At 72.0% G+C, this 24,477-nt stretch carries 22 protein-coding genes; 8 read left to right on the forward strand and 14 right to left on the reverse strand.

Translation table 11 applies throughout. From position 1 onward, the window contains the following. Positions 1–17: 17 nt before the first annotated feature. The gene (locus tag CP981_RS37510) at positions 18–956 is read left to right on the forward strand and encodes a hypothetical protein (RefSeq protein WP_158092632.1); all 939 of its coding nucleotides are present in this window, start codon (positions 18–20) and stop codon (positions 954–956) included. A gap of 71 nt (positions 957–1,027) precedes the next feature. Here the strand turns inward: CP981_RS37510 and CP981_RS00355 are convergent, their stop codons facing one another. The 8 genes from CP981_RS00355 to CP981_RS00390 all read right to left on the reverse strand — a co-directional run bounded on the left by CP981_RS00355 (position 1,028) and on the right by CP981_RS00390 (position 10,213). Next, complete coding sequence (locus CP981_RS00355) at positions 1,028–2,071, reverse strand: Gfo/Idh/MocA family protein (protein ID WP_085924146.1); 1,044 nt, start codon at positions 2,069–2,071, stop codon at positions 1,028–1,030. Next, entirely contained in the window at positions 2,068–2,889 is an 822-nt protein-coding gene (locus tag CP981_RS00360; protein WP_085924145.1) for an inositol monophosphatase family protein, read from the reverse strand. The genes CP981_RS00355 and CP981_RS00360 overlap by 4 nt, the downstream gene beginning before the upstream one ends. Further along, on the reverse strand, positions 2,886–4,217 hold the full coding sequence (locus CP981_RS00365) for an aspartate aminotransferase family protein (RefSeq protein ID WP_085924144.1): 1,332 nt from the start codon (positions 4,215–4,217) through the stop codon (positions 2,886–2,888). Before CP981_RS00365 ends, CP981_RS00360 begins: the two co-directional genes overlap by 4 nt. Beyond that, on the reverse strand, positions 4,214–5,464 hold the full coding sequence (locus CP981_RS00370; protein WP_169838815.1) for an aspartate aminotransferase family protein: 1,251 nt from the start codon (positions 5,462–5,464) through the stop codon (positions 4,214–4,216). The genes CP981_RS00365 and CP981_RS00370 overlap by 4 nt, the downstream gene beginning before the upstream one ends. Positions 5,465–5,561: 97 nt before the next feature. After that, positions 5,562–6,206, reverse strand: coding sequence for a bifunctional 4-hydroxy-2-oxoglutarate aldolase/2-dehydro-3-deoxy-phosphogluconate aldolase (locus CP981_RS00375; RefSeq protein WP_085924143.1), 645 nt, complete (start codon positions 6,204–6,206; stop codon positions 5,562–5,564). A gap of 2 nt (positions 6,207–6,208) precedes the next feature. Then, on the reverse strand, positions 6,209–6,961 hold the full coding sequence (locus CP981_RS00380) for a class I SAM-dependent methyltransferase (RefSeq protein WP_085924142.1): 753 nt from the start codon (positions 6,959–6,961) through the stop codon (positions 6,209–6,211). A 152-nt stretch (positions 6,962–7,113) separates the two neighbouring features. Continuing rightward, the gene (locus CP981_RS00385) at positions 7,114–9,135 is read right to left on the reverse strand and encodes a PhoX family protein (protein WP_085924141.1); all 2,022 of its coding nucleotides are present in this window, start codon (positions 9,133–9,135) and stop codon (positions 7,114–7,116) included. 61 nt (positions 9,136–9,196) lie between these two features. Continuing rightward, positions 9,197–10,213, reverse strand: coding sequence for a ParB/RepB/Spo0J family partition protein (locus CP981_RS00390; RefSeq protein ID WP_244329457.1), 1,017 nt, complete (start codon positions 10,211–10,213; stop codon positions 9,197–9,199). A gap of 413 nt (positions 10,214–10,626) precedes the next feature. On the opposite strand from CP981_RS00390, the gene CP981_RS00395 reads away from it, so the two are divergent. From CP981_RS00395 to CP981_RS00405, 3 genes are all read left to right on the forward strand, one after another. Beyond that, the gene (locus CP981_RS00395; protein WP_085924140.1) at positions 10,627–11,091 is read left to right on the forward strand and encodes a helix-turn-helix domain-containing protein; all 465 of its coding nucleotides are present in this window, start codon (positions 10,627–10,629) and stop codon (positions 11,089–11,091) included. A 64-nt stretch (positions 11,092–11,155) separates the two neighbouring features. Beyond that, on the forward strand, positions 11,156–11,728 hold the full coding sequence (locus CP981_RS00400; RefSeq protein WP_107429523.1) for an ImmA/IrrE family metallo-endopeptidase: 573 nt from the start codon (positions 11,156–11,158) through the stop codon (positions 11,726–11,728). A 3-nt stretch (positions 11,729–11,731) separates the two neighbouring features. Next, positions 11,732–12,970: an MAB_1171c family putative transporter gene (locus tag CP981_RS00405; protein ID WP_085924139.1), complete on the forward strand. Its 1,239-nt coding sequence runs from the start codon at positions 11,732–11,734 to the stop codon at positions 12,968–12,970. 19 nt (positions 12,971–12,989) lie between these two features. On the opposite strand, the gene CP981_RS00410 is transcribed toward CP981_RS00405, so the two are convergent. Beyond that, positions 12,990–14,060 (reverse strand): AI-2E family transporter, encoded by a 1,071-nt coding sequence (locus CP981_RS00410; protein WP_244329458.1) that lies wholly within the window; start codon positions 14,058–14,060, stop codon positions 12,990–12,992. A 489-nt stretch (positions 14,061–14,549) separates the two neighbouring features. On the opposite strand from CP981_RS00410, the gene CP981_RS00415 reads away from it, so the two are divergent. After that, positions 14,550–14,903, forward strand: a complete 354-nt coding sequence (locus tag CP981_RS00415; RefSeq protein ID WP_085924137.1) for a YciI family protein — start codon at positions 14,550–14,552, stop codon at positions 14,901–14,903. 8 nt (positions 14,904–14,911) lie between these two features. Beyond that, positions 14,912–16,150 carry an RNA polymerase sigma factor gene (locus CP981_RS00420; protein ID WP_085924136.1) on the forward strand — a complete coding sequence of 413 codons (1,239 nt, stop codon included), beginning with the start codon at positions 14,912–14,914 and terminating at the stop codon, positions 16,148–16,150. A gap of 41 nt (positions 16,151–16,191) precedes the next feature. On the opposite strand, the gene CP981_RS00425 is transcribed toward CP981_RS00420, so the two are convergent. After that, a complete protein-coding gene (locus tag CP981_RS00425) occupies positions 16,192–16,929 on the reverse strand; it encodes a hypothetical protein (RefSeq protein WP_085924135.1) in 738 nt (245 codons plus the stop codon). Positions 16,930–17,201: 272 nt separating this feature from the next. Between CP981_RS00425 and CP981_RS00430 the strand changes: the two genes are divergently transcribed. Further along, the gene (locus tag CP981_RS00430) at positions 17,202–17,990 is read left to right on the forward strand and encodes an alpha/beta fold hydrolase (RefSeq protein ID WP_085924134.1); all 789 of its coding nucleotides are present in this window, start codon (positions 17,202–17,204) and stop codon (positions 17,988–17,990) included. Further along, positions 17,987–19,279 (forward strand): cytochrome P450, encoded by a 1,293-nt coding sequence (locus CP981_RS00435; RefSeq protein ID WP_085924133.1) that lies wholly within the window; start codon positions 17,987–17,989, stop codon positions 19,277–19,279. Before CP981_RS00430 ends, CP981_RS00435 begins: the two co-directional genes overlap by 4 nt. A 74-nt stretch (positions 19,280–19,353) precedes the next feature. Here the strand turns inward: CP981_RS00435 and CP981_RS00440 are convergent, their stop codons facing one another. From CP981_RS00440 to CP981_RS00455, 4 genes are read right to left on the reverse strand one after another with little or no spacing between them, the layout of a single operon-like run. Further along, a complete protein-coding gene (locus CP981_RS00440) occupies positions 19,354–20,943 on the reverse strand; it encodes an ABC transporter ATP-binding protein (RefSeq protein WP_425282200.1) in 1,590 nt (529 codons plus the stop codon). Then, complete coding sequence (locus CP981_RS00445; protein WP_085924131.1) at positions 20,940–21,908, reverse strand: ABC transporter permease subunit; 969 nt, start codon at positions 21,906–21,908, stop codon at positions 20,940–20,942. The genes CP981_RS00440 and CP981_RS00445 overlap by 4 nt, the downstream gene beginning before the upstream one ends. Beyond that, a complete protein-coding gene (locus CP981_RS00450) occupies positions 21,905–22,858 on the reverse strand; it encodes an ABC transporter permease (protein ID WP_085924130.1) in 954 nt (317 codons plus the stop codon). Before CP981_RS00450 ends, CP981_RS00445 begins: the two co-directional genes overlap by 4 nt. Then, positions 22,855–24,441, reverse strand: a complete 1,587-nt coding sequence (locus CP981_RS00455; protein WP_085924129.1) for an ABC transporter substrate-binding protein — start codon at positions 24,439–24,441, stop codon at positions 22,855–22,857. The genes CP981_RS00450 and CP981_RS00455 overlap by 4 nt, the downstream gene beginning before the upstream one ends. Positions 24,442–24,477: the final 36 nt, after the last annotated feature.

Below are 24,477 nucleotides of genomic sequence, written 5' to 3' on the forward strand. Positions count from 1 at the left end.
CTGCTAGGGAGAGCCACATGAGCCAGCACCACGACCTCACGCCCACCGGCGGCACGGCTTCCGGCAACCGGGCCGCAGCCGCGCTCACCCGTCAGCTGCTGACCGCCCCCGCGGCCTCGTTCACCGGTGGCAGCGACACGGAGGTGCACACCCTGGTCTCCTCCGACCATGTGCCGCTCTATCTCTTCGCGGCCAAGTCCCTCGCCCGGCACTGGCCCGAGGTCAGCCCGGTGGTACACGACGACGGCACGCTCACCGCACGCGACCGGTCCCGGCTGCTGCGGCATGTGCCGGGGCTGCGTGTCATAGGACGCCGGGAGGCGGACGAGCGGATCGAGCCGCTGCTCGCCGGCTATCCGCAGCTCGCAGCCGTCCGCCGGGGCAATGTGCGCATCCTCCAGCTCGTCGACTACTTCCTGCTCAGCCGGAGCCGCTCGGTTGTGAGCATGGACAGCGATGTGGTGTTCCTCGCCCGTCCCGACCGGCTGGTGCACTGGGCCGCGGCGCCGTCGGCGGAGCGGGCCACATTCCTCTACTCGCCCGAGGAGGGCTGGGAACCGCAGGGCGTGCACTGGATAGCCGACCGGCTCCCCGGCGTGCCGTATGTGCCGTACATGTGCTGCGGCTTCGCCTGCGCCGACGTGGCCGGGTTCTTCGACCCGGCGTACTTGGAAGAGATGCTCACCCGGCTGCCGCCGGAGATCCGGTTCGCGCCGCGCTATGTGACGCAGATGTCGTACTCGCTGCTCGGCGGAAAGGCGGGCGAGGCGCGGGTGGCGGGACTGGGCGAGCCCTACCGCTCCGGCCGGCTGGAGTGGCTGCCGCGCATCGACGACCGGGTGATCTGCCACTACTTCGCCTCCCATGAACGCGCGACGACCTACGACAACCTGGTCGAGGAACGGGATCTGCTCTCCCGGGCACTGGGCGGGGATACGACGGCCGACGCGGGATAGCGCTCCCGTGGTCCGGGGCGGCGAACCGGCCGCCGCCCCGGACCGGAAGGGCGCTCCGGCGCCCGGCCGTCTCACACGGGAGACACGGTGTGCACACCTGGCCTGGTGTCGTCGCCGACCAGTGCCAGGGGTGCGCCACCGACCGCGGCCGAGCGGTACGCCGTCTCGATGACACGTGCGGTGCCGGCGATCTCGTCAGCGGGCACATGCCACCGCCCGGGGTCCGCCAGCGTCTGGCGGAAGTCGGCGAACATCGGCGGGAACCAGTCGAGATGGGTCTGGTCGCGGCTGGGGGAGGCCAGGTCCAGGACCTGGGGCCCGTCGGGCCCCTCGGCGGTCACCCGGTCGTCGTCGATCCGCAGGAAGCCTTCCGTACCGGTGACCGAGTAGTGGTTGGCCCGCAGTCCGGCCCGCCAGCTCAGTTCGATGTCGCACACGGCGGAACCGAAGTCCATGCGCACGGCGGCCTCTTCGTCGACCGCGTCCGGCGACCCCACGGGCCGGCCCACCGTGCAGGAGATCTTGGCGGGCAGTTCACCGAACAGGCGCAGCGCCATGTAGACGCAGTGCGTGCCGTGGTCGAGGAGGATGCCGCCGCCCGCCAGTTCCCTGGAGCGCCGCCAGTCGGGCCGGAAGCCGTGCACTCCCCGCGCGTGCCGGTCGCGCAAGATCTGGAAGCGGGCCGACTCCAGGCGGCCGATGCCGGCGTCCACTGCCTGCCGCAGCAGGCGCATCATCGGCGAGGTGCCGTAATTGTGCGACGGGTACAGCAGCCGTTCGTGGCTGCGCGCCGTCGCGATCAGCTCCTGGGCATCCGCGAGGCTGACCGCGACCGGCTTTTCGCAGATCACATGGCAGCCGGCCGTCAGTGCCCGGTGGGCCACGGGCACGTGGTAGGCGGGCGGGGTGCAGACGTCCACCACATCGACGCCTCCCTCAGCGAGGAGTTCGTCGAGGGAGGCCATCACCCGCCCGTGGGGCAGCTGTTCGGCTGCCGCCCGCCGCCGTTCGGCGGCGGGCTCCACTATCGCTGCCACCTCGACGCCGGGCACCGAGCGGTATCCGCTGAGCCGGCCCCCGCCCGCGGTACCGAATCCGACAATCGCTACTTTCATGCCGTCTCCTTCCGTCGGACGGCGGGCGGGCAGGGCCCGCCGGCCGTCACCAAGCTGTTGTGGAATGCCGGTGCCGCTGCGACCAGATGCCCCTCGTCCACGCCGAACGGCCCGCCGCCCCAGCCGCTGACCGTTCCACCGGCCTCCGTCACCAGCAGCGCGCCGGGTGCGGCGTCCCAGGGGCCGATGCCGAATTCGAGATAGCCGTCGTAGGCCCCGCAGGCGACCCGGCACAGCCCTGTGGAGGCACTGCCGGGCTCGCGGATCTCGAACCCGGCGCGCAGCAGGCGGTCGGCGACCGAGCACTGCTCCTCGCGGACCACTCCCTCGGTCCCGAATCCGGTGCCGACCAGCGGACGGCCCGGGGACGGCCCGGCCGGGCGCATTCGCACCCCGTCGCGGTAGGCGCCGTCCCCGGCGACGGCCGTGAAGACGGTGCCGGTCTCCGGGAAGTGGATGACGCACAGCAGCAGGCGGTCGCCTTCGGCCAGCGCGAGGGCGACCGCGTAGTCGGGCAGACCGCGCAGGTAGTTGGTGGTGCCGTCGAGCGGGTCGACGATCCACCGGGGGCCGGGGCCGGGCAGGGCGCCGGCCTCCTCCGCGAGTACCCCGCACTCCGGTGTGCGCTCCCGCAGCACCTCCAGCACCGCCCGCTCGGCCGCCGTGTCGGCCTCGCTCACCAGCCCGTCCCCGGCCTTGACGCGGACGTCCCCGGGAGCGGTGCGGCGGCGCAGCAGCTCCGCGGCCGCGCGGGCGGCGGCCTCCGTCGCCGCCGTGTGGTGCCGGTCCACACCGGCCCGGCGGAGAGCCCGGCTCACGGCACGTCCGGGAAGCGGGTGAGGGTCTGGCGGATGATTTCCACGGCTGTCATGGTCTGCTCCGGGTCGGCGTTCAGCGGCGGGTAGAGACGCAGGCTGTTGCCGCCGAGCATCACCAGCACCCCGGCCCGCAGCAGGGCCAGATAGACGTCCCGTACCAGGGGTTTCGGGGCGGGCGCCTTGGTCTCCTTGTCCGTGACCAGCTCGATGCCGATGGCCAGCCCCAGACCGCGGACATCCCCGACGAGCGGGGCGTCGGTCACCAGGCCGCGCAGCTCGGCCAGCAGTCGTTCGCCGAGGTCGGCGGTGTGCTCGACGAGCTTGTCGGAGGTGAGGATGTCCGTGGTGGCGGCCACCGCCCGGCAGGCCATCGGGAAGGCACCGAAGCTGGAGGAACTGGCACTCGGGTCGGAGAACGGTGCCGCCGCCATGGTCGATGCCGCAGCGATGACACCGGTGACGGGGTAACCGCCGCCCATGCCCTTGCCGACGGTGAGCACGTCCGGGGTGACGTCCTCGTGCTGGTACGCGAAGGCGGCTCCGGTCCGGCCGAAGCCCGTCATCATCTCGTCGGCGATCAGCAGCGCGTCGAACTCCTCGGCCACGGAGGCCAGTGCGCCGAGATAGCCCGGCGGCGGCACGACGTTTCCCGACCGGCCCTGGACGGGCTCCACGACGATCGCGGCCATCGCCCCCGTGCTGTTCTCCTTGATGACGTCCCGCGCGTGCTCGACGCAGGCGAAGCCGCATTCGGGCGCCTTCAGCTTGAACGGGCAGCGGTAGCAGTTGGCGTACGGCGCGGAGAAGTAGCCGGGCGGCAGCGGGCCGAGGCCCGCCCGGGCACCGGCGGTCAGGGCCAGGCTGCCCATGGTCTTGCCGTGGAAGCCGCCCCAGAAGGAGAGGAATTCGTGTTTGCCGGTGACGGACTTGGCGAGCCGCAGTGCCGCCTCGACGGCCTCGGTGCCGCCGCTGTAGAGCTGGACGGTGTCCAGTTCGGGCGGCAGGAAGTCTTTGAGGACGCGGGTCATCTCCAGGCGGGCGGGCGAGCCGAAGGCGCCTGCTGTGGACACCGCGAGCTGTGCCCCCATCGCGGCGACGAACCGCGGCTCGGCGTGCCCGATCGAATTGACCCCGCCGGCGCCCTGGAAGTCGATGACGCGATTGCCGTCGACGTCGGTCAGCGTCGCACCGTCCGCACGCTCCACACACAGTTTGGACCAGAGCATCACGGCCTGAAGCCCGGGGCCGATCACTTCCTGTTCGGCCGCCCAGTGCTCCTCGGTCACCGTCCGCGGGTGCCGCAGCCCCCACTCCCCGGCAGCGGTCATCGCGCGGCCTCCCCGGAGCGGACGGCACCGGTATAGCCGTCCCGTACCAGCGCCTCGAACCCGCCGCGCGCCGCCTCGATCGCGGTGTCGATGTCCTCCTCTGTGGTGGCGGCGCACACGAACCAGTGGTGGTTGGGGTGGAAGAAGACCCCGGCCCGGATGGTCTCGGTGTAGAAGGACCGCTTGGCCGCCTGATTCTCCTCCTCGCTGCCGAGCCGGAAGTCGAGGAAGGGCATGGGCGGATGGCCGACCACCTCGACCGGCGCGGCGTACTTGTCGGTGAGCTCGCGCAGCCCGTCCTGGAGCCGGCTGCCCAGGGTATGGATGCGCTCCAGGTGCGGCCCCGAGCGCAACTTGCGCAGGGTCGCCAGTGCGGCGGCCATGGCGTCGGAGTTGGCGTAGAAGGTCGAGGAGATGTGTACGCGGTCCAGGCGGCGCAGCACCTCCGCGCGGCCGGTCAGTGCGGAGATCGCATAGCCGTTGGCGAACGCCTTGCTGAAGGTCGCCAGGTCCGCGGTGACACCGAAATACTCCTGGGCGCCGCCGAGGGCCATCCGGAAGCCCGAACGCATCTCGTCCAGGACCAGCAGGGCCCCGTGCGCCCGCGTCAGCTCCCGTACGCCTTCGAGGAAGCCGGGGGCCGGCGGCTCCACCTCGAAGGGCATCATGACGACGCAGGCGATCTCGCCCGGGTGCCGCTCGAACAGCGCGCGCAAGGAGTCGAGGTCGTTGTAGGCGAAGGTGTGCACGAGGTCGCGGGTGGCACGGGGGATGCCGTGGTCCCACTGGGCGCACCAGTCGTGCCAGCCGTTGTAGCCGAAGCGGGCGACGCGGTCACGGCCGGTGAAGGAGCGCGACAGGCGCACCGCGGCGCCGGTGGCGTCGGATCCGGTCTTCATCAGCATCGCCATTTCGGCGCCCGGGATCACCTCGAGGAGTTCGCTGACGAGTTCGGTCTGCACGGGCTTGCTCAGCCCGGTGGCGAATCCTTTCCGGATCTCGGCGATGACCTGGTCGTCGACATCCCGGTCGGCATGACCCAGTACGACGGTCCCATACGACAGGAAAAAATCGAGATAGCGGTTTCCGTCAACGTCCCAGAAGTATGCGCCGCTGGTCCGGTCGACGAATATGGGGTACTCCCCCTCGATCATCTGGTCGGAGGCGATGACATTCTTTCGCTTGGCGGCCAGCGCATCGATTTCTTCAGCTTTCCGGGCAAGCTCGAACGAGCGGTCCAGTAACACGAGAATTCCTCTCTCGGAGAAATTGAGAGCCGGCGGTGACGACGGGCGGGCACCCTCGGGCAAGCCCGTCGCACGGCCTCGGGCGCGTCCGACGGCCTCAGCGGGCGCGTACCGCCCTGACGGCGTCCAGCAGTTCGGCGGTGCGGGTCCGCACCTCGGCCAGGTCCCCGCTGTGCAGGGCGTCGCCGATCAGCGGCCGGCCCAGCGCAGCCGCGTGGGCGCCCGCCCGGAAGTGCTCGGGCAGGTCCGCCGCGGTGATCCCGCCCGTGGGCACGATCGGAATGTCAGGGAAGGCCATGCACAGCGAGGCGGTGTACTCGGGGCCGCCCAGCCGGGCCGGAAAGAGCTTGACCAGCGCGGCGCCCAGCCGCCACGCGTCCATGACCTCGGTGGTGGTGAAGGCTCCGCAGACCACGGGCACGCCCAGCCGCCCGGCCTCGTCGAGGACTTCGGGGAGGACCCCCGGGGTCAGCAGGTAGTGGGCGCCGGCCTCCACCGCCGCGCGGGCGGTGGCGCGGTCCCGCACGGTGCCGGCCCCCACGAGGGTGGCACCGGTGGCGACGACGCGGGCCACGGCATCCAACGCCGTGGGGGTGGTGAGGGTGAGCTCCACCGCGCGCAGTCCGGCCGCGCCCAACTCCCGTACCACGTCCGGAACACCGGGCGCGTCCGGTTCAGTGATCATCGCGATCAGGCGGGTGCCGGCCAACTCGGCTGCGAGGTCGAGGGGTTCGTCCACCATGGTCACCCCTGCTTCTCGAAGACGACGACCTGCCGGCGGGTGCGGCGGACGACCGGGGCATCCGGCTCGGGCAGCGCCCGCAGCTCCTGCACCAGGGGGGCCACCTTCTCGTCGAAGACGGCGTCGTCGACCGCCCAGAGGTGGAAGAGCATGCGCTGTTCGAGACCGTCGGCGATCTGGGCAGGGGTGTGCTCGTGCACCGCCGCCTCCAGCTCGCCGACCTCCACCGCCTTCAGGCCGACCTGTTCGGCGATCGGGACGATCTTCCCGGCCCGGTCGTCGGCCTCGGAGGTGCGCCGCTGGATCTCCTCCATGATGCGGCTGACCGGCTGGTCGTCGAAGAGGATCATGCCGGGGACGACGACATAACGCCCGCCCGGCCGGAGTACCCGGGCGACCTCGGCGAGACCCCGGCGCTGGTCCCCGACGACATGCAGCACCCAGACGCTGTATGCCTGGTCGAAGGTCGCGTCACCGAAGGGAAGTTGGGTGAGCGAGGCATTGGCCACCGCGGGCCCGATCCGGGCGACCGCTTTGGTGAGCATCGCATGGGAGAGATCGATCCCCACCACGGAGCGGCCACTTTCCTTCAGTGCGAGGGCCACCACGCCGGTGCCCATCCCCGCATCGAGGAGGAGCTTGTCCGGATCGGTGCGCTCCGCAATTGCCGGAGCGATACGGCGCCCACGCTGTTCACCTCCTCGCGTCTTGTCGTAGAAATCCGCTGCCGGAGAGAAATTGACGGATTGCTGCACGCCACCTGCCTACGTCCGGGGCGAATACTCCGTACCGCCCCAAGGGGACCGGATATTGCACGAGGGCGACTATATGCGCCGCACTTCACCCAGGGGAAGGAAGAAAGAATGCACCCCGAAAACCGCAGGCCAGGATTCCTGAACCGTATGTGTTACGCCCCGGAAGGACCGGCCATTCCTATGCCGCCGCCGTCCGGGCGCCATACGGCCACGACCGCTGCCCGCGGCCGGCTGGCTCCGCCGTCCGGCCAGTGCGAGGCGGGGTGCTGCGCATCGGCACCCGCCACCTCGCCGGGGTGCTGCACGGACAGCAGCACGAAGTCGTCCTCGACCACCGGTCCACAGGCCTCGGCCCCGACCGGGATCGTCATGAAGCGCTTCACCCTGCCGCGTTCCGGCCCCTCGGTGGGCACCACGTAGAGCCCGTCGTTGCCCAGGCGTCCGGAGTTGTCCGTCGTCAGCCAGAGGTTGCCGTGCCGGTCGAAGGCGATGTTGTCCGGGCAGGAGAGGGCGCTGACCCGGCTCTTGTCGTACCCGGCGTAGTAGGTGCCGGGAGCGGCCGGGTCGCCGCACACCAGCATCAGCCGCCAGCGGAATCGCTCGGCGGTGGCGTCACCACCGTGTTCCTCCAGCTCCAGGACGTGCCCGTCGCGATTGGCGGCGCGCGGGTTGGCCTCGTCCGCGGCGGGCGCACCGGCCGCGCCCCGGTAGTCGTTGTTGGTGAGTGCGGCGTAGACCCGGCCGGTATACGGGTGCGGCTCGACGTCCTCCGGGCGGTCCATGGCGGTGGCACCGGCCCGGTCCGCGGCCTGCCGGGTGAAGACATACACCTCTTCGGCGGTCATTCCGTCGACGAAGCTGTGGCCGTTGTGCGCGAGCGGCAGCCAGCGCCCCGATCCGTCGAACTCGCCGTCCGCGGGCAGCCGTCCGGAGCCGTCGATCTCTTCCGCCGGGCCGTCGCCGGTGAACCGTGCCGCGTAGAGCGTGCCGGAGTCCAGCAGGGTCTGGTTGTACTCCCGGTCCGTCGCCGAACCGCCCGTCCGCATCCGGCGGTCGGAGACGAACTTGTACAGGTACTCGAAGCGCTCGTCGTCCCCCATGTAGGCCGTGACCCGGCCGTCGGGCGCCACGACGACATTGGCCGCCTCATGCTTGAAGCGTCCCAGCGCGGTGCGTTTGACGGGTGTGGAGTGCGGGTCGTAGGGGTCGATCTCCACGATCCAGCCGAAGCGATTGGCCTCGTTGGGCTCCCGCCCGAGGTCGAACCGCCGGTCGTAGCGCTCCCATTTACGCAGCGACGGCCCCGGCGCGAAGCCGTAGCGTCGCAGCGCCGCCCGCTGCTGCGCGGTGGGGGCGGCATCGGCGTGGGCGAACGGCACATGGACGTTCTCCTCGCCCGACAGCACCGTGCCCCATGGGGTCTTTCCCCCCGAGCAGTTGGCCATCGTGCCCAGGACCCGGACGCCCCCCGGATCGGCGGAGGTGCGCAGATAGCGGGAGCCCGCAGCGGGACCGCGCACCTCACACGGGGTGGTGAGAGTGATCCGGCGGTTCCAGCGCGCGTCGGTCCGCACCCGTGGCAACCCCTCACCGGGCGCCCGCTCCAGCAGGACCACCGAGAGCCCGTGTGCCTCCCAGGCTGTGCGGACCTGCTCCTCGGTGGGCCGGTCCGGGTCCCAGTGGCCGAACATCAGTGGCTCGGTGGCGTACTCGTGGTTGCTGACCATCAGCCACCGGTCGCGTCCGCGCAGCGGCAGCAATGCGCAATAGTCGTTGTTGACACCGAACTGGCGGGCCTGGGCGACCGCGGTCTGCCGGTCGAAGTCGAAGGGCGGGGCGTCCGGCAGGACGGGGTCGCCCCAGCGGATGAGGACCTCGTGCCGGTACTCCTCGGGGACGACCACACGGTCCCCGGTGCCGGTCGGCACCGGGGTGAAGGCCGTGCCCGGGGCCGTCGGGCCGGCGGCGGCCGCGCGCGGTGACCCGGTCAGCGGCGCGGCGGCCAGCGCCCCGGCCGTCACGGCGCCCGCCTTCAGCGACCACCGGCGGGACACCACCTGCCGCAGCACCTCCCCGAAGTAGACATTGCCCGACGTGTTCGGTGCCTGGCCCGCACACGCCTGCCCGCACTTGAAGCGGCAGGTCGCCGCCGACTTCCCCACCCTGCTGTCCACCGAAGCTCCTCCTCGTCCCTGTTTCCGCGCCGCTCACGGGCCGGCCGGCCCGCCGCCCGGGTCAGCCCGCCATCCGCCCGTTGCTCTCGATCCGGTCCGCGAACCACAGCCACTCTTCCGCGCACTGGCGGGCCACCTGCGCCACTGAACGCGAGCAGTGGGCAGGGACGGCCTCCACCAACCGCTGCCACTCCGGGGCGTTGATGGAGTGGAGGCTCAGCAGGAACATCAGCCGCCGGCCCACCTCCGTGAACCGCAGTGAGGGGTCGCGGCGCAGAATCTCGAGGGCGGGCTGCGTCTCGAACCGGGGCACTGTCGCCGGCTCCGCCGCCGGCCCCATGGTGCGCACGGTGACCGCTCCGGCCTTCCTGCCCCCGCCCGCTCCGGGGCCGTTCGGACCCGTCTGTTTCAGTTCCGCCGCCCGCAGCTTGGGCGGGACGGGATCCTGGCCGAGACGGAGTCGTTCGCGGACGTCGCGGGTGGTGGCCAGGGCGATACCGGCCGCCTCGGAGATCTCGCGCAGCGATGCCTCCGGACGACGTGCCATCAGTTCGCCCGCCCGCCGCCGCCCCTCGGCCGCGCTCAGCGGCCGGGAACGCCCATCGCGTCCGATACGGGTGTTCAACTGCCGCCCGTTCTCAGTTGAACGCTTCCTGATCGCGCTGACCGTGCGCGCGGCCAGTCCGGTGGCCGCGGCGATGAGCCGGTCCGACCACTGGGGGTGGCTGCGGATCACCCGGTCGGCAGCCTGCGCCCGGTCGGCGCGCGAGAGCGGGAGGCCGTGGGTGGCGTTGAGCCGTACGGCGAGGACGAAGGCGTCCGGCTCACTTCCGTCGAAGAACACGACCTTGGCGTGCGTCTCGCCGCGCAGCTCGGCGGCCCGTAGCCGGTGCATCCCGTCGATCACTCGCATCGTATGGCGGTGGACGAGGATCGGCGGCAGGGGCGTCTCGGACTCGGCCAGCACCTGCACATGCCGGGAGTCCTCGCCTGCCGTCCTGGGCGAGTCGGACGGCCGCAGCAGCGCGAGGGCGACCAGAGTGGGCTTCTGCCCTTCCCATGGCCGTGGGCCCGGCAAGCCGACCGCTCCCCCGTCGCGGCCACTGCCGCCCGCTTCGTGCCCGGCACCGTCCGCCGCGACTGGTAACCGCTCCAACTGCCGTCACACCCTTCCGGTTTGTCCTGCCACCCGGGCTGATCCCGCTTCCTGCCGCGCCGTTCCACGCCAGGTCGGCAGCGCGGTCCGACCGGGACCACGGCGACGGAGAACAGAGCTCGGACGCCGGGCCCGTGGGCGGCCCCGGCGGCCGACTGGTGAGGGATTGCCAGGGGAAGTCGATCCAACATGAGTCGAGATCACACAAGGATGCCACGCTAGGCAGAGGTGTACGACGTGTCAACGCGCCTTCTGTGCCTGCGTGTTCAGCCAAGGCGGTGTTCGACCGGAGTCCGCGATGAGGTTAGATTGACGGCCGGAACGGGAGGCCACACGTGGACAAGTCGAGTACGCCGGGCGACCGCTCGCTCGCCGACAAGCTCAACCACCTCTTCGAGACGGTCTCGCCGGCCGGGCGCGGCCCCTACAACAGCGAGGAAGCGGCGCGGCTCCTGACCGCATCAGGCGTACCGATCTCCGGCAGCTATATCTGGCTGCTGCGCAGAGGGCAGCGGGACAATCCCACACTCCGGCACCTCGAAGCGCTCGCAAAGCTCTTCGGTGTGCCACCGGCCTATTTCTTCGACGACCGGGTCACCGCGGAAGTCGACGCGCAACTCGGGCTGTTGACCGCACTGCACGACAGCGGGGTGCACTCCGTGGCGCTGCGCGCGGCCGGCCTCTCCGCGGAGAGCCTGGAGTCCATCCGTGAGGTGATCGAGCGGGTACGTGAACTGGAGGGCCTGCCCCGGGACCCGGACGAGGCGCGCGACCGCCGGTCGGGCAGCAGCGCTCCTTAGACCTCCGTGCTCAACTTTGCACAAGCCGCCAGAGCGACCCCGGACAGCGCGAGGAATGGTGAGCATGCGCCTTTCAGCCAAGCGCGTCGGCGCCCTTTCAACACGGCACGTCAAACACCTGCGCCACGCCTGCCAGGACCTCATCGACGACTTGGGCCTGCCGCCGGAATTCACCGTTCCCCTGGTGGCGGAACGACTGGGCGAGCGCCGTGGCCGCCCGATCGTGCTCGCCCCGCTGGAGCTCGGCGCAGGCAGTCTCTACGGGCTCTGGCTCGCCACCGCCACGGCGGACGTCATCGCCTACGAGAGCCGCACCACCCGCCTTCATCAGCACCACATCATCGCTCACGAACTCGCCCATATCATCCACGGCCACCACGGCTCACATCTGGACGGCGACAGCTCCGATCTGTACCGGCTCTTCCCGGACCTCGACCCGGCGCTGGTCCGTGGCGCGCTCGCGCGCTCCACCTATGCCGACCATCAGGAGCGGGAGGCGGAAACCATGGCCTCGCTCCTGTTGATGGCCGCCTCGCGCAGACCACCGGCGCAGCCGGAGCGTACGGCCCCGGAGGCCGCCGGGCTCCTCGCGCGCCTGGAACACTCCCTCGGCCGGACCGGCCGGGGGCCGGGCTGACGCATGCTCTTCACCGTTATCGCCTGGATCACCGGTGTCAGTGCGCTGATGGCGTTCTGCTACAAGCTTCCGGCCGCACGGCGCAGCGGCAACGACCCCGCACTGGTGGCTCTCTGCATCTACTTCCTCGCGTCCGGCCTGAGCTTCCTCGTCGACCTCGAGCCCTTCCGCACCGTTCTCTCGGGCCTTCTGCACTACCCGAACATCACCACCGTCCTGTCCCAGGCCGCGGTGATCGTGCTGACCGCGGCCCAGCAGGTGGCCCTGGTCCACTGGGCAGGACCGCCGGACAAGGCGCACGCCGAGTCCCGGCGCCGGATCCACGTGTGCAGTGCCGCACTGATCGTGGTGGTCACACTCTTCTTCCTGCTCGCCCCCCTCAAGCACTACGAGAGCGCCCGGACCGTCTCCGTCATGTACCAGACGGAACCGCATTACGCCGTCCACATGGGCCTGTACGTCTCCCTCTGCGCTGCCGGTCAGATCGAGGCCCTACGGCTCTCCCTGCGCTTCGTGGGACTGGCCCAGCGTTCCTGGCTGCGCCGCGGGATGATCGTGATGAGCATCGGCGCCTCGCTGGTCCTCCTCTACTGTGGCTGTCGCCTCGCCACCCTTGCCGGCCGCGGCATCGGCCTGGACATGGACGCATTCGACCCCATCGGCTGGGTCTCCGGCGATCTCGGCTCGCTCCTCCAGATCGTCGGCTGGACCTTGCCGGCCTGGGGCGTCCATCTGTCCGCCGCGCACCAGTGGCCGGCGCAGTACCGCGACCACCGGCGCCTGCGTCCGCTGTGGCACGCCGTGTCGGAAGCAGTACCCGCCATCACACTGGACCCGCCGCCGTTCCGCCGCCGCGGCCCCCTGCCACCGCGTGACATCGGCTACTGCCTCTACCGCGCCGTCATCGAGATCCGCGACGGACAACTCGCCCTGCTTCCGTATGCCGACACCGGCGCCGTGCGCCGCCGGGCCGAGGCCCTGCACCTGACCGTCGAGCCCGGCTCGCCGACGGGCGAGGCGCTGTTGCTGCACACCGCCTTACAGGCACGGCGGACCGGCCCGCCGGCACCGCCCACGTCATCGGCATCGTTCCCCCACACGCCGCACGACGACTTCGCGAAGGAAGTGGCCCGGCTCTCCGCGGTCGCCCGCGCCTTCGTCCATGTGGAGGCCCGCGCGCGGCGGTACGGCCCCACCCGCCAGGGGACCGCCTCAGGTCGCGGCGCCCGTCTCGCCCGGTGAGAAGGGCCCCTTCAGCCTCCTATGAAGCCGGCTCGGCCGGCACCCGCAGTACGCCATACACGGACCAGGCCACCGACACCATCGGTACGGCGACGACCGCGCCGAGTACGCCCGCTGTGACGCTGCCGCAGATGACGGTGAGGGCCACCACCACCGGGTGCAGCCGGACCGCCCTGCTCATCACGAGGGGGTGCAGTACATGGCCTTCGATCTGCCCGATGACCACGATCAGCAGCACGACGACGGCGGCCACCACCGGTCCCTTCGCGGCCAGCGCCACCACGGCGGCGATGGCCAGCGCCACGGGCGAGCCCACCAGCGGGATGAATGCGGCGAAGAATTCCAGCACCGCCAGGGGAAGGGCCAGGGGGATCCCCAGCGCGAAGAGTCCGGCTCCTACGAGAACGGCGTTGATGGCGGCCACCACCACGATGCCGCGGGTGTAGCCCGTGAAGGTGAACCATGCGGCACACCCGGCGGCATGCACGGGTTGGCGCCCGCCCACCGGTAGCTGGCCGCCGAACCACTCCCACATCCGGTCGCCCGAATGCAGAAAGAAAATGGAGCAGAAGAGTGCCAGTACCCCCACGGTCAGGACGGCCACTGCCTGGCCCACGCCGCTGAGTGCGGTGCTGATCAGGGTGGCGCGATGGCTGGTCACGAAGCGCGAGAGCCGGGACTGGAGATCGGAGAGCGTCCCCGGACGCAGATGGACCGGCGGCCCTTCGAACCAGCGCTCGATGCGCTGCACGCCGCCGACGAACTCCCGGCGCAGTCCGTCCCACTCACCGGCGACGGTCGCGCCGATCAGGCTGAGGATGCTGAAGAGGAGCAGGATGCCGACCACGAGGCCGATCGCGACCGCCGCCGACCGTGGCATCCAGCGGCTCAGCAGACTGACCGCCGGCTCCAGGAGGGCGGTCAGCACCAGGGCCAGGAAGACAGCCAGCGTCACCAGATGGAAGCGGCCCAGCGCCGCGAAGATCGCGTAGGCGGCCGCGCCCACGATGATCAGGCGCCAGGCGTATCCGGCCACGACCCGCAGTATCGGAGAGACCTCGGCGCCCTTCCCCGGGCTGCGGTCCGGCACCCGGCCCCTTGCCCGGCGCACGCTCGGGGCCCGGACCCCGCGGGCGGTGCGCCGCGTGGTGCCCCGGGGCCGCCGGGGCCCGTTCCCGTGGACGTCGGGGGAACGCTCGCGCTCCCCGCCGGATCGGTTCCGCACTGGGCCGTCACCGCCTCCCGCCCCTCCCGTGACCAGCGCCGGAAGGGGGACGACTGCCGCGCGCGAGCTGGTGCGCACGCTCGGCGCATACCCAGAGGTGGTATCACCGCGGAGCGGTCTTCGAACGTGTGCGGGCGTGCATTCCCCCAATGGAGCAGGCTGCCGGCGCATGTGTGCCGGGCGGCCTCCGTCGCCCTGCCCCGCCGCGAAACCGTCCGGGCCAGGCCAGTCCGCCCGTCCGGGCCAGGAAATCTGCGACGGTCGTGTCACGGTGTCGATTCGGGACGGGGCCGTTCGTATAGAGGGTGAGAGGCCGGCGCAGCGCCGGCGGAACGACGGCCGAGGAGGCCCACCATGACGCACTACCTGCTCAGCATCTACCAGCCGGACGGGCCGCCGCCGGGGCCGGAGGTCCTGGAGCCGATCATGCGGGAGGTCGAGGCCCTGAACGCCGAGCTCAGAGCGGCCGGCGCCTGGGTGTTCGCCGGGGGGCTGCACCCGCCGAGCACGGCGACCGTGGTGCGGCAGAAGGACAACGAGGTGCTCACGACCGACGGCCCCTACGTCGAGGGCAAGGAGCACATCGGCGGGTTCACCGTCATCCAGGCGCCCGACCTCGACGCCGCGCTCGAATGGGGGCGCAAGCTCGCCCGTGCCACCACCCTCCCCATCGAGGTCAGGCCGCTTCAACACGGCTCCTGCGGGTGACGTCCGGCATGCCGGAGGCGACCGTGGCCGAGGTCGGGCGGGTGTTCCGCGAGGAGTACGGGCGCGCGGTCGCCGTCCTGGTCCGCGTCTTCGGTGACATCGACGTCGCCGAGGAGGCGGTCCAGGACGCCTTCACCACGGCGGTCGAGCGGTGGCCGGCCGCGGGGCTGCCCCCGAGCCCGGCGGGATGGATCATCACCACCGCCCGTAACCGTGCGGTCGACCGGCTGCGCCGGGAGGCGTCCCGCGACGACCGGCACGCACAGGCCGCGCTGCTGCACGCCGGTGACGAGCCGGCCGAGGAGGGACCCGTGCGCGACGACCGGCTACGTCTGATCTTCACCTGCTGCCATCCGGCGCTCGCCCCCGCCGCCCGGGTCGCGCTGACGCTCCGGCTTCTCGGCGGGCTCACCACCGCGGAGATCGCCCGCGCCTTCCTGGTCACCGAGCCGACCATGGCGCAACGGCTCGTCCGGGCCAAGGGCAAGATCCGCGCCGCACGGATTCCCTTCCGCATCCCGACCGACGCCGACCTCCCGGACCGCCTGCGGGCCGTCTTGGCCGTGGTGTACCTCATCTTCAACGAGGGCTACACGGCCAGCTCGGGTGCGTCGCTGGTCCGCGAGGACCTCTGCCGGGAGGCGATCCGGCTCGGAAGGCTCCTCACCGAGCTGCTGCCCGACGAGCCGGAGGCGGTGGGGCTGCTCGCCCTCATGCTGCTGACCGAATCGCGGCGGACCGCCCGTACCGGCCCGGACGGCGATCTGGTACTGCTGGCCGACCAGGACCGCAGCCGCTGGGACCACGCCCTGGTCGCCGAAGGCCAGGCCCTGGTCCGGCAGTGTCTGCGCCGCAATCAGCCCGGCCCCTATCAAATTCAGGCGGCCATCAACGCGGTCCACAGCGACGCACCGACCGCGGCCGCCACCGACTGGTGGCAGATCCGTGCGCTGTACGACCAGTTGCTCACCCTCGACCCGAGTCCGGTCGTGGCGCTGAACCGCGCCGTCGCGGTGGCCGAGGTCGAGGGACCGGCGGCGGCGCTCACCCTCGTCGACAGCCTCCCGCTCGACCGCTATCACGTCTTCCACGCCATCCGCGCCGATCTGCTCCGCCGCCTCGGCCGCGACGCCGAGGCGGCCCAGGCGTACGAGAAGGCCCTCGCCCGCACGGACAACACAGCGGAACGCCACTTTCTCCAGCGCGGTCTTGAGGCGCTTTCCCGGGAGGAACGAGGCCGGGAGTGACGAGACCGGGGACACCGGGCGAGGCCGGTGGTGCGGGCCCGTCAGGCCGGGGCGGCGGTGAGCGACGGGAGGGGCGTGGGTGAGGTGGGGGTGGCGCTGTCCCGGAGGCTCTGGCATTCGTCCGTCAGATGCGCGAGGGCGGCGGTGAGGGCTTCCTCCGCCTGGTCGTGCGGCGGAGTGTCCGGCAGCACGGCGACGGACAGCTGTCGCAGCAGTTCGGTGTGGGCGGCCAGGGCCTGGCGGGTGCGGGTGTCGGTGTGGTCGGTGAGCAGCAGACGGGCGGCCGTGTTGGCGGCACGCAGTCGGGGCTGGTGGATACGGCGATGGGGGCGGGGAAGGGCGCGCCAGGCCGTGTTGGCGACGGTGACCAGGCGCCAGATCTCGTTGTCGACGGGGTCGGTGTCGTAGAACCGCAGGCCGTAGCGGCTCACCAGCCAATAGGAGGTGGCCAGGACGAAAGCGGTGGCGGCGTCGAAGGCCAGCCAGAATCCGAGCAGATGGGGCTCGCCGCAGACGGCTCGCACCGCCAGGGCCGCGCCCGCTCCCCCGGCGCCGAACAGCAGGGCCGCGGTGAGCAGCAGCAGGAGCGCGGCCGGGAGGGCGCCGATGCCGTTGGCGCTGTCGAGGCGCGCCATGCCCTTCCAATGGGGGGCGAGATAGCGGGCGTAGCGGGCCGACCTGGGGGCGGGTTCGATCAGGGCGATACGTCCGGCCCAGCTGACGCTCTGCGGCCTCTTGGTGCTGTTGATGCCCGAGGTCGGGCTGTTGCAGGGAATCACGTGAGCGACAACGAGCCGTGACGGAAAACGCGACAGGCGAACCGGAGGTTTACGGCGCAGATTCCTCCCTCCGGCCGGGCGCGCGCCGCTGCGGCCTGAATGCGCCGGTGGCATACCCGGTCGATCATCCGATACATACGCGCGGCGCGCGCTCCCCCGGATCAGCGGCGCCGTGGCGCCCTTGCAGGGCGGGGAGGTTACGGCCACTGTGGTCGCACCAAGGCCCCTTGGCCGTATTTCACGGCAGGTTCCGTCACACGGTTGGAGTGAGCGTGGCTTCCTTCGTACTGCCCCATGCCTTGCACGGCACGGGTTCGCACAAGGTCATCGCCGTGCACGGGTGGTTCGCCGACCGGTCCGCCTTCGATCCGGTCCGGCCCGATCTGGACCAGGACGCGTTCCAGTACGCGCTGGTCGATCTCCGTGGCTACGGCGAGGCGAAGGACGCGGACGGCGCGTACACCACCGGTGAGGGGGCGGCGGATGTGCTGGCGCTCGCCAACCGGCTGGGCTGGGAGCGGTTCTCGGTGATCGGCCATTCGATGGGTGCAAGCGTCGTCCAGCGGGTGCTGGCCGCGGCGCCGCGCCGGGTGCGCCGGATGGTCGGCATCTCTCCGGTCCCCGCCTCGGGTCTGCCGCTGCCGCCGGAGCAGTGGGAGCTGTTCTCCTCCGCTGCCCACACCCCCGGGAACCGGCGCGCCATCCTCGACCTCACCACGGGCGGGCAGCGGCCCGCCGCCTGGCTGGACCGGATGGTGCGGCGGTCGCTGGAGTGCAGCGACCCGAAGGCGTTCCGTTCCTGGCTGGATTCCTGGTCCGGGGAGGGATTCGCCGCGGAGGTCGAGGGGTCGGCGGTGCCCGCGCTGGCGGTGACCGGCACGCTGGATCCCGCGCTCAACGCGGAGCTGACCCGGCAGACCTGGCTGCGGTGGTACACCCGCAGTGAGCTGGTCGAGCTGCCCTCGGCAGGGCACTACGCCATGGACGAGACCCCGCTCGAACTGATCCGGGCGGTGGAGGACTTCCTGCGCGCCGACGATGACGGAGCGGCGGCGGGATGACCGTATCCGCAGCCGACGCCGCGGACCGGGAGGTGCCGGACGTCTTCGACCCGCGCGGCTACGCCGACGGGCTGCCGCACGCGGCGTACCGGCTCTTGCGCGACCGGTATCCGGTGGCCTGGCAGGAGGAGCCCGAGGTGCTCGGCTGGCCGGCCGGGCCGGGCTTCTGGGCGGTCACCCGCCACCAGGACGTCGTACGGGTCCTGAAGGACGCCCGGACCTTCTCCTCGCACCTGGGCGCCACCCAGATCCGCGATCCCGACCCCGCCGATCTGCCGTTCATCCGCCGCATGATGCTCAATCAGGATCCCCCCGACCACGGGCGGCTGCGCCGTGCGGTCAGCCGCGCGTTCACCCCTCGCCGGATCGACCGCTTCGGCACCGTCATACGCGAGCGGGCCCGTGCGCTGCTGACGGCGGCGGTCGGCACGGCGCGCGCCGGGGACGGGGTGGGTGACCTCGTCCCCGCGGTCACCGACGACTTCGCGCTGCTCAACCTCGCGGATCTGCTCGGGGTGCCGGCCGCTGAGCGCGGGCTGCTCCTGGACTGGACCCGGCGCGTCATCGGCTACCAGGACCCGGACGAGGCCGGCCCGCCCGCCTCCGGCCCGGACGGGCGGCCCGCCAACCCGCGCTCCCCGGCGCTGCTCCAGGACATGTTCGGCTTCGCACGGGAACTGGCCGCCCACAAGCGCCGGTGTCCGGGCGACGATGTGATGACGGTGCTCGCCTCGGACCCGGAACTGGCCACGCCCGAGCTGGAGATGTTCTTCTTTCTGCTGACCATCGCGGGCAATGACACCGTGCGCAGTGCGGCCCCCGGCGGACTGCTGGCGCTGGCCCGGCACCCGGACGCGTACCGCCGGCTGCGCGCGGGCGCCGTGGGGACGGCGACGGCCGTCGAGGAACTGCTGCGCTGGCATCCGCCGGTGCTCAGCTTCCGCCGTACCGCGGCATACGACACCGAACTGGCCGGCCGCACCCTTCACGCCGGCGACAAGGTGGTGGTCTTCCACGGTTCGGCGAATTACGACGAACGGGTCTTCGCCGACCCGCACCGCCTGGACCTGGCCCGCTCCGCCAATCCCCATGTCTCCTTCGGCGACGGGCCGCATGTCTGCCTGGGCGCCCATCTCGCCCGGCTGCAACTGCGGGTGCTGTACGAGGAGACCTGCCGTCTGCTGCCCGCCCTGGCGGTCGCCGGTCCGCCGCAGCGGCTGGTATCGAACTTCATTCACGGACTGAAGTCGCTGCCGCTGCGGCTGGTGGACGTTCCCGGCGGGGGGTAGGCCGCGCGGGCCGGGAGGGGAGCCGGTGGTGCGGCTCCCCTCGGCGGCTCCCCGGGCTTTGATGGCGCGCTCCGTCAGTCCCTCATCCCGGACATGACCCCGACGTCGGGTGCCGGTTGCAGCAGGGCGGCGGTGAGGGGGTGCTGGGGGGCGGTGAGCAGTTGGCCGGCCGGGCCCTGTTCGACGACGTGGCCGTCGTCGAGCACGGCGATACGGGTGGCCAGGGTCGCGGTGTCGCGGTCATGGGTGATGAGGACCAGGGACAGGTCCGGGTGGGTGCGTACGAGGCCGGCGAGGAGTGTGCGGAGGCTGCGGCGGGTGACGGCGTCCTGTCCGGAGGTGATCTCATCGCAGATCAGGACCCGGGGGCGGGCGAGCAGGGCGCGGGCCAGGGCGGCGCGCTGGAGTTCACCGCCGGAGAGCTCCGTGGGCCGGCGGCGTACGAGGTCACCGGGCAGCCCGAGGGTGTGCAAGGTGCGCTCGGCCTCGGCCAGGGCTTCGGTGCGCGGGGCCGCGCGCAGCCGGACGGCGCTGCGTGCCACCTGGTCGAGGACCGGGCGGTGTTCGTCGAAGGCGGCGCGGGAGTCCTGGAAGACGTACTGGACCGCGGCCAGCTGCTCGCGGGTGCGGTCGCGGAGGCTGCGGGGCAGCGCGACACCGTCCAGGAGTATCTCGCCGTCGTAGCTCCGGTGCAGACCGGCGAGACAGCGGGCGAGGGTGGTCTTGCCGCTGCCGGAGCGGCCCATGATCGCCGAACAGCCGGGCGGGAGCAGCAGTTCGGGGGTGCGCAGGACGGTGGCTCTGCCGTGGCGGGCGATGAGGCTGCGCACCCGGAGCACCGCCGTGGCGGCGGCCGGGCCGGAGGCGGTGTCGCCGACCTGCGTCTCGGTGTCCGTGCTCTGTACGGGCGGGCCCTCCGGCGGCTCGGTGGGGGCAACGGAGGTGAGGAGTGTCCGGGTCCAGGAGTGCTGAGGGCGGTTCCAGAGCTGTTCCGGGGTGCCGGATTCGACGATGCGGCCGGCGCGCAGGACATGGACATGGTCGGCCAGGGCCCGGACGACCTCCAGGTCGTGGCTCAGGAGCAGTACGGCGATGCCCTCCCGGGCGACGGCGGCCAGCTGGTCGGCGATCTGCTGCTTCGTCACCGCGTCCTGGCCGGTGGTCGGTTCGTCCGCGACGAGGATGCCGGCGCCGGTCAGCAGGGCCTGGGCCAGGACGACGCGCTGTTGTTGGCCGCCGGAGAGCTGGTGGGGGTAGCGGTGCAGCAGGGTTTCGCCGTCGTGGAGCCGGGCCTGTGCGAGCGCGCGCAGGATGCGGTCCCGGATCGCGGTCCGGCGGTCGCGGCGGGGCAGGTGGCGTACCTGGGTGCGGGCGATGTCCTGGAGGAGGGCGGCTATCGGGCGGGCGGGGTTGAGGACGGCGGCGGGGTGCTGCGGTACGTAGCCGACGAGGCCGTCGGGGACGCGGACCTCGCCGGTCACCCTGGCGCCGGGCGGATGCTCGTGGAGCAGGGCGAGTCCGGTGGTGGTCTTACCGCTGCCGGAGGCACCGATCAGGGCGGTGATCCGGCCGGGTGGCACCCGCAGACTCACTCCGTCGACGAGGGCCCGGCCGTCGATTTCGACGCGTAGGTCCTGGACCCCGGCGGCCTCGGACTCGTTCAGATGCACGGGTTGCTCTTCTCGTCTCGTCCGGGCGCGCGGGGCGGGCCGTCGGTGGGCGAAGGTGGTGCGGGGGTGCGGCCGGGTTGCGGTACTCGGTCCTGTGCGGGCCCTTGGTCGCCACGGTCCGGTGCGGGCCTCCGGCCACGACGGTCCCGTCCCGGCCCGCGGTCGGGCCGGGTGAGGGCGGCGTCGAAGAGCAGGTTGGTGCCCATGGTCAACGCCATGATCAGCACAGCGGGGAGCACGACGGCCCAGGGCTGGAGGAACATGCCCGTCCGGTTGCGGTCGACCATCACCGCCCAGTCGGCGGCGTCCGGTTCGGCGCCGACGCCGAGGAAGGCGGCCGTGGCGACCAGGTACAGCACGCCGGTCAGCCGGACCCCGGCGTCGGCGGCGAGGGTGCGCAGGGCCGACCGGCCGACGTAGCCGATGGCCGTCCGCCACCAGGTCTCGCCCTGCATCCGCAGTGCCTCGACCGCGGGCCGGGCGGCCGCTTCGGCGGTGGCGGCCCGGACCGCTCGCACCGCGTCCGGGATGTTGACCAGTGCCACCAGCAGCGCCAGGCCGCCGGCATCGGGCGTCAGGACCGCCGCCACCAGCAGCAGGAACAGCAGCGACGGCACGGCGAGCAGTACGTCCAACGGCCGCATCACCAGCTCTTCCAGCCAACGGCGGTGGGTCAGCGCGGCGATGAGGCCCAGCGGCAGCGCCACCGCGTAGGCCAGTGCCGTCGCCGCGAGGGCGGTCAGGACCACCGGGCGGCCGCCGAGCAGCACCTGCCGCCAGACGTCCCGGCCGACGAAGTCGGTGCCGGCCCAGTGCCCACCGCCGAGGGTGAAGGAGGCGGCCCGTGGTCCGGGATCCCCGGCGAACAGCGGCCCGAGCAGGGCGAGCAGCAGCGGGACGGTGAGGATCAGCAGGGAGAGGGTGAAGCGACGCGGGCCGGGGGCAGTACGGGGGCTCATGCCGCCACCGCCGTTCGGGGCACCAGACGGTATGTGCCCAGGTCCGCGCCGAGGTTGAGGACGACGGCGGTGCAGCCGAAGACGACCGCCAGGCCCTGGATGACGGGGACATCGCGTTCCGCGACGGCATTCATCAGGACCGTGCCGAGTCCGGGGATCACGAACAGGGCCTCCACGACGATGACTCCGCACAGCAGCCAGTCGACCGTGCGGGCGAGCTGCTGGGCGGCGGGCGCAAGGGCGTTGGGGAGGGCGTGCGCATAGCGCAGGCGCGCGCCGGGGATGCCGTAGCGGCGGGCCTGTGCGACGTACGGTGAGGCCAGTGCCTCGATCATGCCGGCGCGGACCAGCCGCGCCAGCGAGCACACCGGCCGGGACAGCAGCACCACTACGGGCAGCACCAGCGCCGCGGGATGGGCGAGCAGATCGTCGCCGTAGCCGACGGCGGTCGGCGGCAGCCAGCCCAGGCGCAGCGCGAAGACCGTCAGCAGCAGCACTCCGAAGGCGAACTCCGGTACCGCGTACACCGCCAGGGTCACCGAGCTGATGAGGCGGTCCAGGAGCCGTCCTTCGTGGCGGGCGGCCAGGACGCCGAGGCCGACGGCCGGCGGCACCAGCAGGAGCAGGGTGAGCGCGGCGAGCAGCAGGGTCGGTCCGAAGCCGTCGGCGAGGTAGGAGCTGACCGGCCGGCCCGAGGTCAGCGAGGTGCCGAGGTCGCCGTGCAGCAGACCGGCCGCCCAGGCCGCGAGGCGTTCGTGGGCGGGCCGGTCGAGGTGCAGGGTCTCCCGGATGGCCGCGATCCGCCCGGGGTCGGGCTGGTCACCGGCGAGCGCCACCGCGGCGTCGCCGGGCAGCGCCTCGGTGAGGGCGAAGACGAGCAGCACGACGGCGACGGTCTGTCCGGCGCCGAGCAGCACCCGCCGGACCAGCCACGATCGCAGTCCGGTCACGCGAGCCACACCTTGTCGAAGCGGGCCCAGTCCAGCGTGTTGGCGGGGGCCCGGTGCGCGACGCCGCGGACCGTGCGGGCGGTGCCCAGGATCCAGTCGGCGAAGCCCCAGACCAGGAAGCCGCCCTCGGTGTACAGGCGGCGCTGCATACGGGCGTAGACGGCGGCCCGGTCCTCCTTGTTCCTGGTGGACTGGGCCTGCTGGTAGAGCGCGTCGAAGTCCTTGTGGTGCCACTTGGTGGCGTTGGTGGTGGAGCCGGACAGCAGGCGCTGGGAGAAGTGCGATTCGATGGGCATCGCGCCGGAGCGGTAACAGCACAGCGTTCCGGAGTCGAGGGTGTCCTGCCAGTAGCTGTCCTTGCTGCCCATCGCCACCTTCACCCGCACTCCGGCCTTGGCGGCCTGGTCGCGGAAGATGGCGGCGGACTCGGTGAACCCGGCGGCCACGGCCGAGGTGTCGAGGGTGACCCGCAGCCCGTCGGCGCCGGCCTTCTTCAGCAGGTGGCGGGCCCGGTCGAGGTCCTGCTCGCGCTGCGGCAGACCGTCGGCGTAGTACTCGTATCCCTTGCCGAACAGGTCGTTGCCGATCTCTCCGGCGCCGGAAAGCGCGCCGTCGACCAGTTCCTTGCGGTCGGTGAGGAGGAAGAACGCCTCACGCACCCGCTTGTCGTCGAACGGCGGCCGGTCGGTCTTCATGGCAAAGGCCTGCATCGCGCTGTTGCGCAGCCGGACGATCTCGATCTGTCCCCTGCCCTCGTGGGCGCGGGCGGTCGTCGGTGTCAGCTCGTGGGCGTATTCGACCTGGCCGCCCAGCAGGGAGTTGAGGCGCGCGGACTCCTCGTTGGCGACCAGGAATTCCAGCTGCTCCAGGTAGGGCGCGCCGTCCCAGTAGTCGTCGTTGCGCCGGAAGACGGCGGAGCGTCCGGGCGTGAAGGAGACGAAGCGGAACGGGCCGCTGCCGACCGGCTTCGTGTCGAAGTCCGTGGCGCCGTCGGGGACGATATAGGCGCCGAACGCGGCCAGGATGTTGGGGAATTCGGCGGTCGGGCGCTTCAGCGCGAACTCGACGGTGTGCTCGTCGGCGGCCCGGCTCGCCTTGAGGTCGAGGGGCTCCAGTGAGGCCTTGGCCCGGAACGCCTTCTTGGGGTCGGCGATGCGGCGGAAGCTGTAGAGGACATCGCGGGCGGTGACCGGTTTGCCGTTGTGGAAGGTCGCCTTGCGCAGTCGCACCGTCCAGCGGTCCAGGGCGGCGTTCGGCTCCCAGGACGCGGCCAGCCGCGGCTCGGCGGCGAGGTCGGCGCCGAAGTCGGCGAGCTTGTCGAAGAGGGCCTTGGCGCGGGCGGCGTCGGCGAAGAGGTTGGCCAGATGCGGGTCGAGGGTCTCGCTCGCGCCGCCGCCCGCGAAGGCGGCGCGCAGCTTCCCGCCGCGCCGGGGCTTGCCGCCACCCTCAGCGGCGTCCCCCGCGGGGCCCGTACAGCCGGCGAGGGCGAGCGCGCCGAGGCCGGCCACCCCGCCGGCCGCGGCGAGGAAGCCGCGGCGGCGCAGGCCGGGGAAGCGTGGGTCGGGGACGGGACCTTCGTACATGGCGGATTCCTTGCTGTGCGCGGGTGGGTGGCGGGA

The sequence above is a fragment of the Streptomyces platensis genome (assembly GCF_008704855.1).
GTDB classification, from domain to species: domain Bacteria; phylum Actinomycetota; class Actinomycetes; order Streptomycetales; family Streptomycetaceae; genus Streptomyces; species Streptomyces platensis.

Bases quoted from the DNA above. Each gene is read 5' to 3' on its own strand.
- CP981_RS37510 (WP_158092632.1), top strand. From the start codon at position 18: ATGAGCCAGCACCACGACCTCACGCCCACCGGCGGCACGGCTTCCGGC.
- CP981_RS00355 (WP_085924146.1), bottom strand. From the start codon at position 2,071: ATGAAAGTAGCGATTGTCGGATTCGGTACCGCGGGCGGGGGCCGGCTC.
- CP981_RS00365 (WP_085924144.1), bottom strand. From the start codon at position 4,217: ATGACCGCTGCCGGGGAGTGGGGGCTGCGGCACCCGCGGACGGTGACC.
- CP981_RS00375 (WP_085924143.1), bottom strand. From the start codon at position 6,206: ATGGTGGACGAACCCCTCGACCTCGCAGCCGAGTTGGCCGGCACCCGC.
- CP981_RS00400 (WP_107429523.1), top strand. From the start codon at position 11,156: ATGCGCCTTTCAGCCAAGCGCGTCGGCGCCCTTTCAACACGGCACGTC.
- CP981_RS00405 (WP_085924139.1), top strand. From the start codon at position 11,732: ATGCTCTTCACCGTTATCGCCTGGATCACCGGTGTCAGTGCGCTGATG.
- CP981_RS00415 (WP_085924137.1), top strand. From the start codon at position 14,550: ATGACGCACTACCTGCTCAGCATCTACCAGCCGGACGGGCCGCCGCCG.
- CP981_RS00420 (WP_085924136.1), top strand. From the start codon at position 14,912: ATGCCGGAGGCGACCGTGGCCGAGGTCGGGCGGGTGTTCCGCGAGGAG.
- CP981_RS00435 (WP_085924133.1), top strand. From the start codon at position 17,987: ATGACCGTATCCGCAGCCGACGCCGCGGACCGGGAGGTGCCGGACGTC.
- CP981_RS00445 (WP_085924131.1), bottom strand. From the start codon at position 21,908: ATGAGCCCCCGTACTGCCCCCGGCCCGCGTCGCTTCACCCTCTCCCTG.
- CP981_RS00455 (WP_085924129.1), bottom strand. From the start codon at position 24,441: ATGTACGAAGGTCCCGTCCCCGACCCACGCTTCCCCGGCCTGCGCCGC.